The organism is Peptostreptococcus sp., assembly GCF_977045075.1.
Map to the genome: position 1 here is coordinate 1 of NZ_CDRRTB010000085.1, position 7,053 is coordinate 7,053.

The 7,053-nt window shown below is 34.5% G+C and carries 5 protein-coding genes and 1 pseudogene; 1 reads left to right on the forward strand and 5 read right to left on the reverse strand.

All coding sequences use genetic code 11. The features are described 5' to 3' along the window. Nucleotides 1–2,082, forward strand: a 2,082-nt coding sequence (locus ACW6OJ_RS06900) for a leucine-rich repeat domain-containing protein (protein ID WP_456096117.1), incomplete at its 5' end; no start/stop codon positions are given. Nucleotides 2,083–2,136: 54 nt separating this feature from the next. Here the strand turns inward: ACW6OJ_RS06900 and ACW6OJ_RS06905 are convergent. The 5 genes and pseudogenes from ACW6OJ_RS06905 to dnaG all read right to left on the reverse strand — a co-directional run. Further along, a pseudogene (locus ACW6OJ_RS06905) lies at nucleotides 2,137–2,319 on the reverse strand (transposase); the annotation flags it as partial. Between the two features lie 71 nt (nucleotides 2,320–2,390). Then, nucleotides 2,391–3,194 carry a Nif3-like dinuclear metal center hexameric protein gene (locus ACW6OJ_RS06910; protein ID WP_456096118.1) on the reverse strand — a complete coding sequence of 268 codons (804 nt, stop codon included), beginning with the start codon at nucleotides 3,192–3,194 and terminating at the stop codon, nucleotides 2,391–2,393. Beyond that, entirely contained in the window at nucleotides 3,191–3,910 is a 720-nt protein-coding gene (locus ACW6OJ_RS06915) for a tRNA (adenine(22)-N(1))-methyltransferase (RefSeq protein WP_456096119.1), read from the reverse strand. Before ACW6OJ_RS06915 ends, ACW6OJ_RS06910 begins: the two co-directional genes overlap by 4 nt. Nucleotides 3,911–4,023: 113 nt before the next feature. After that, complete coding sequence (rpoD, locus tag ACW6OJ_RS06920; protein WP_293427218.1) at nucleotides 4,024–5,178, reverse strand: RNA polymerase sigma factor RpoD; 1,155 nt, start codon at nucleotides 5,176–5,178, stop codon at nucleotides 4,024–4,026. Between the two features lie 15 nt (nucleotides 5,179–5,193). Continuing rightward, on the reverse strand, nucleotides 5,194–7,017 hold the full coding sequence (dnaG, locus tag ACW6OJ_RS06925; RefSeq protein ID WP_456096120.1) for a DNA primase: 1,824 nt from the start codon (nucleotides 7,015–7,017) through the stop codon (nucleotides 5,194–5,196). Nucleotides 7,018–7,053: the final 36 nt, after the last annotated feature.

The following is a 7,053-nucleotide window of genomic DNA, read 5'->3' on the forward strand; positions in this document are numbered from 1 at the left end:
TCTATATCTAAAGCCCTAGAAAATACTTTAAAGCAAGACTTCAAGGTATCTAGGATAGGTGGTGCAAATCGCTATGAGACATCATTAAAACTCGTAGAAAAGATGGGTGTAAAAAATATTGCAGTTGCAAGTGGAAGAGATTTTCCAGATGCACTAAGCGCAGGTGGTGCCCTATCTATAAAAGGTATACCATTACTTTTAGTTGATGGGCATTCAGATGGACATTCAATAGATAAAATTCATCGAGACTATAATATTGTTTATACTTTTGGAGGGCCCCAATCAGTCAAAAAGAGCTTTGGAAAAAGAATTTATGGTAAGGACAGGTATGAAACTTCATCCAAAATTGCAAGTGAACTTGATGATTACAATAGTGTAGTTTTAGCATCTGGAAAGGTCTTTGCTGACGCTTTATCATCCTCTTCTCTATCCAAAAAACTTTCTGCACCAGTGATTTTAAGTAATGGTTTATCTATTCCTGACGAAATCTTAAATAAGAAGGATTTAAAAAATATAATTTTAGTAGGTGGAGAAAATACCCTTTCAAAAAATATTGAAAGGTCATTACTAAATAAATTTAAAATAAATTATACTTCTAATAATAATATTACTAACACTTCTAGTTCTTCTGGTAGAATAAATCAAGGTTTGCAGGATGATTTGGATAATTCCAAGGAAGTAAATATCAAGGATGAAAATCTTAAAAAAGCAGTAATTAGGCAGCTTAAACATCAAAATATATATAAGGATAATCAAAAGATAACAGAAAAAAGAATGGCTGCCTTAAATGGTCTTGATTGCCATCTTAACTTTACTCAAGGAAGAAATGGTGGGATAAAATCTTTAGAAGGTCTAGAATATGCTGTTAATATTAAGAGTCTTGATCTTGCTGGCAATGAAATAGTAGATTTAATCCCCCTAAAGGCGTGCAAAAACCTTGAGTTCCTTGATCTTGGCGACCAATATTTATATGAAGGTAATCAATACTTAACTGATATCAGTCCTCTTGGTGAGCTCATTAACTTGAAGAAATTAATATTAAAAAATAATAAAATTGTAGATTTGACTGCCATTTCTAAATTGACAAAGCTAGAAGAATTGGACCTATATGGTAATAGGGGAATAAAATCAATAGGTGGTTTTGAGAATTTAACTAAGTTAAGAAAGTTACTATTAAATAGGACTATGGGTATAACGGATATTGGACCTCTAAAAGAATGCAAAAATTTAGAAGAACTATCTATCCAATATAATAAAGTTTCTTCTATAGAAGCTTTAAAAGACCATGAAAAACTACTTTCCCTAGATATTTCTGGAAATAAGAATATAAGTGACCTATCTCCTCTACTTAAATCCATAAAATTAGCAAGACTTCTTGCAAATGGCAATAAAATTACAAGTCTTGAAGGTTTAAGAAATTTAACTGACCTTAAGGAACTTCACGTTTCTGAAAACAAGATAAGTGATTTAAGCCCATTAGAAAAATTGCTAAAACTTGATGATTTAGATATAGGAAACAACCCAGATATAGAATCACTAGAAGTATTCAAAAAACTGATCAATATTAGTGAGCTAAAGATGAATAATGCTAAAAAAATCAATGATTTCACTCCAATATCAAGTCTTAAAAATCTTGATGAATTAAACCTGACAAGGTGTAGTTTGACAGATATATCCTTCTTAGAAGGGCTTAATAATATTACGGAGATGAATTTACAACAAAATGAAATTACTGATATAAACCCTCTCATTAATATGGGAAATCTAAGAGAAATAAAATTAGGATATAATAGGATTTCAGATGCTTCTCCAGTAAGTAAATTAAGAAGTAAGTTCAAAGTAGCTATAGAAATGGGTTCACAAGAAGTAGAAGTTGATGCAAGTAATCATTTAATAAAAAATCCTATATTGGACCAGAGTGGTAATAAACTTGATATTACCGAAAAAGAAAATGTGAAAAATAATGCTGATAAGATAGAAATACTTAATTTTGATGAACTAAATAATGGACACAAAATTAAGGTGAGATGGGGAAAGGATGCAGAGTTTTTCGGTTCTTTAACTATCAACATTAAAAAGTAAAGGTTCTATGTCAAATAACCTTAGTGATAATTTAAATCAACAAAATCTATTAAATTATGTGGCAGCATCCATAGCAAACTTGTAGCTATGGATGTTGCCCTTTTGTATCTTATACCTTTTCATGAGCATTATCCTTGCCTTAAAATTTCTAAAACTCCTATATCAGTAGAATACTCTTTTAATTGCCTTTATCTTATTATTCTTACCCTCAACCGTAGCATTCGTATAGTCATATTTTTAAAGTGTATGTTCTTGTAAAAATTAATTTGAATAATGATCAAGCTTATTTAACATAGGTCTACGGTTTTCTATACAAATGTAAACGGATCTATATTCTTCTCACTTATTGTAACCTCAATATCTCCTGATATAGAGTTAATATAGTCATATACTGACTTAGAGAAGATATGTTCTGTTCCAAAATGGCCAAAATCAAGCAGGGCCATGTCTAAATCTAGGGCATCCATAGCTTGGTGGTACTTTATGTCACCTGTAACCAAAATATCACAACCCTTAGACTTAGCAAGCTGGAAAAACTCTGATCCATTGCCTGTAACTACTGCTATCTTGTTAATTACTAGGTCTTTAGGACCTACATATCTTGCGTGGTCAATGTTTAACTTGTCCTTTAGCTTGCTTATCAATTCACCTATATCCAATGGCTTCTCAAGTTCTGCCACCCTACCAAGTCCATATACCTTGCCCTCATTATAATAATCAAGGCTAGATTCAACATCTAGAACTTCCCTATCCTTGATACCTAGTAGGTTGAAAAAGTAATCGTTAAGTCCATCTTCTGCCATATCATATGATGTATGCATACAGTAGGCGCTGATATTGTTTCTAATCATCTTATAAACCAGGCCACCCTTAATAGTATCACTCGTAATCTGGTTTAGCTTAGAAATCAAAAACGGATGGTGAGAAATCACTAGGTCTACACCCTTTTCAACAGCTTCATCAATAGTCCTATTGGTAATCTCTAGTGTTAACATAATCTTTTTTATATCCTGGTCAAGGTCACCAAGGTTCAAGCTGGAATTATCCCAGCTATACTGTAGTTCTTCTGGGTATTTTACCCTTATCCTGTCAAGTAGTTCTCTTAATTTCATGCCTTACCTCCTAATTCCCTATATATTTGGCCTAATTTATTTAACTTGGCTTCAACAATTTTTTTTCTACCTAAAATACTCTTGTTTTCTTCCTGTCCCTGAGTAGACTTGTCTAATTTATCTAAGATAGACCTATTCTCCCTAAGCTTTTTTTCTAAAAGAGCTCCTAAAAGAGGGTCCTTTTTTTCTATTAGCTTAATTGGTATTTCGTAGTAAATAGGATCAATTTCTTCAACTTTTCCCCTATACACAACCTCCATAATCTCATATATCCTAAAGTCTTCTTTAACTAAATGTTCTTCAATAATGTAGAAGCCCCTCATATTCAAATATTCCCTTAGGTCTTCTTGGGCCTGCATCGGTTGCAGTATCATCTTATCCAGCTTTTTGCATAGGTCTAACTTTTTTTCTATTAGGTCTGAAATTAGTATACCACCCATACCAGCTATTATTACTTGGTCTACCTCATTGGTATCTAATACCTCTAGCCCACTTCCCAACCTAAGGTCGGTTTTATTAACAAGCCCCTGTCTCTCAATTTCTTTTCTTGCATTTTCCAAGGGACCCTTGTTGATATCACTCAAAATTGCATAATTTATCTTCTCAGACTTCAAAAGTTCTATCGGTATATAGCCATGATCAGTTCCTATATCTGCCAACCTAACATCCTTACCTACTAAGTCTACGATTTTTTCCAACCTAGCACTTAATTTCATATTTTTATACCCCTCTAGTCTAATATAAAATAGGGATACAGGAAACTTGGTAATTAAGACCAATCCTGCATCCCTGTGAATTTTTAATACATATATAAGCTCTTAAGATTTGCCTAGTCTAAGAAGTCTCTAAGCTTTTTAGACCTGCTAGGGTGTCTTAACTTTCTCAAGGCCTTAGCCTCAATCTGTCTAATTCTTTCCCTAGTTACGTCAAATTCTTTACCTACTTCCTCAAGTGTTCTCGCTCTACCATCTTCTAGTCCAAATCTTAACTTAAGAACGTTCTGTTCCCTATCATTTAGGGTGTTTAGAACCTCCTCAATCTGCTCCTTTAATAAGGAATATGCTGCAGCTTCTGCCGGTGCAGGAGCATCTTCATCAGGAATAAAGTCACCTAAATGACTATCTTCCTCTTCTCCTATAGGTGTTTCAAGTGAAACTGGATCCTGGGCTATCTTCATTATCTCCCTGACCTTTTCTTCAGTCATGTTCATTTCCTTGGCTATCTCATCTGGCTTAGGATCTCTTCCTAATTCCTGTAATAGCTGTCTAGATACTCTAATTAGCTTGTTTATGGTTTCAACCATATGGACAGGTATCCTGATTGTCCTTGCCTGGTCAGCTATGGCCCTAGTGATAGCCTGCCTAATCCACCATGTGGCATAAGTAGAAAACTTATAACCCTTCTTGTAGTCAAACTTTTCAACTGCCTTTATTAGACCAAGGTTACCCTCCTGTATAAGATCTAGGAATAGCATACCCCTTCCAACATATCTCTTGGCTATACTAACTACCAATCTAAGGTTGGCTTCAACTAGCTTTTGCTTGGCAAATTCGTCACCCTCTGCCATTCTCTTGGCGTATTCTACCTCTTCATGTGGCTTTAATAGAGGAATTTTTCCTATTTCTTTTAGGTACATCCTTACAGGGTCATCTATACTAATTCCCTTTGGAACTGCAATTTCGACAGGATCACTGGATTCTGCTACAAGCTCTTCCTTATCTTCCTCTTCATCTATAGCCTGTAAATCAAGGTCATCTGGCTTAGTTAAATCTATATCGGCCTTGATTTCCTTATCATCTACTACTTCAATACCTAGATTACCAAGTGTCTCATATAAATTTTCAGCGACACCCTTATCCATGTCATTATCCTGAAAGGCTTCCATAATATCGATTAGTGTTACAGTGCCATCTTTTTTACCCTTTTCAAAAAGTTTTTTCTGAGCCTCTTTATTTATCATTAACTCATTCTTTTTTTCTGTCATAACTAATCCTCCTGCCTACAGTGATTTTTTCTTATTCTCCGCTACTATTTCTAGTGCAATCTTCATAATTTCTAAATCAACCTCTTCTGCTTCCTTACTATTGTCTTCAATAGTCTTTCTTCTATTCTCTAACTTTTTCTGTTTTTTCAATAGTGCTTCTATCTTTGCCTGCCTATTTTTCTCTAATAAATTGAATATTAATTTGTCGACTTCTAGGACATCATTTAGGTCAACGCCACTTAAATTCATCTTGCTTAACCTATTTAAATAGTCTAAACTAATCCTGTCGTCAAAAATATCTTCATTTTCTATTATGCCCTTTTCATCAAGCTTTAAAACCTTTGAGTAAATGATTTTACTATTATTGTCAGAAAAGTCATCTTCATCTAGTTTATACTTAACTATCTCTCTTGCCTTTGGACTCAACATAATGGCAGCAATTATATTCATTTCTACAAATGAGCTTGGTTCTTCAACTTCCTTCGGCTTCTTAAAATTAACCTGTCTCTTATATATACTAGAAGACCTATTGCCAGGACTATTCTTCCAAGCAAGCTTCTTGCCGTTCATTTCATTTCTTATAATTTCTGCATTTGTCGCAGTCATCTGGGACAAAATATTAATATAGTAGTCCTGTTCTATAGGACTTTTAATATCCTTCAAAATCTTCACAGCCTCCCTAAGGTAGACCATAGTGTCCTTCCTATCTTGCAAATTATAATTCTTAGATAGGACATTTATCCTAAACCTAGTGGCTTCAAGAGCATTTTCTATACTGTCATACATCTTGGCCATACCATGTTCTCTTATAAATTCATCTGGATCCTTACTCTCTCCAAGGTCCAGTATCTTTACTGAAATGCCATGCCTGTCTAATATATCTATGGCCCTCATACTTGCATTTATACCCGCCTGATCTGAATCATATGACAGTACTAGGGTATCTGCATATCTTTTAATAAGGGCTGCCTGTTCATCAGTCAGTGCTGTACCTAGAGTTGCCACAGTATTTTTTATACCAAACTGGTATAAGGATATTAGGTCCATATAACCTTCAACTAGAATTAGGGTTTTTTGGTTACCCAGGTGTTTTCTAGCAAAGTTAAGTCCATATAGGTTATACCTCTTGTTGAATATTTCGGAATCAGGTGAGTTTAAGTATTTTGGTTGGCCATCATCCATTACTCTGCCACCAAAACCTATAACATTGCCCTTATAGTCAAAAATAGGGAACATAATCCTGTTCCTAAATTTATCAAACAACCTATCAGACTTTGAGCTCTTGCTCAATAGGCCTGATTCAAAAAGTTCTTCATCTGTATAACCCTTCGAGCTTAGGTATATTTTCAAACTGTCCCAAGAATCTGGGGCATATCCAAGTCCAAAGTTCTTGATGATCTTAAGGTCAAGACCCCTCTTTTTTAAATAGTTAAGGGCTTGGTTATCCTCATTTATAAGGTTAGTATAGTAAAACCTGGCAGCCTCTACATGAATTTCATGAAATTTATTTATCTTCTCTAGCCTTACCTTGGTATCATGGTCAATATTCTTCTTTATTTCAATACCACACCTATCTGCTAGAAGACGGACAGCATCCATAAAGTCTAGGTTTTCTGCCTTCATGACAAATGATATAACATCCCCACCTTCTCCACAGCCAAAGCACCTATATATCTGCTTTGAAGTATTTACATGGAAAGAAGGAGTCTTTTCATTGTGGAAAGGGCAAAGACCCTTATAGTTAGTCCCCGCTGGCTTCAATCTGACATAGTCGGAAATAATATCGGCTATATCACTCCTATATTTAATTTCCTCTATTATCTCTTTCATATCATTCATCTAACCACTTGCCCCTACTATAAACATTAACATTTC

Bases quoted from the DNA above. Each gene is read 5' to 3' on its own strand.
- ACW6OJ_RS06910 (WP_456096118.1), bottom strand. From the start codon at position 3,194: ATGAAATTAAGAGAACTACTTGACAGGATAAGGGTAAAATACCCAGAA.
- dnaG (WP_456096120.1), bottom strand. From the start codon at position 7,017: ATGAATGATATGAAAGAGATAATAGAGGAAATTAAATATAGGAGTGAT.
- ACW6OJ_RS06915 (WP_456096119.1), bottom strand. From the start codon at position 3,910: ATGAAATTAAGTGCTAGGTTGGAAAAAATCGTAGACTTAGTAGGTAAG.
- rpoD (WP_293427218.1), bottom strand. From the start codon at position 5,178: ATGACAGAAAAAAAGAATGAGTTAATGATAAATAAAGAGGCTCAGAAA.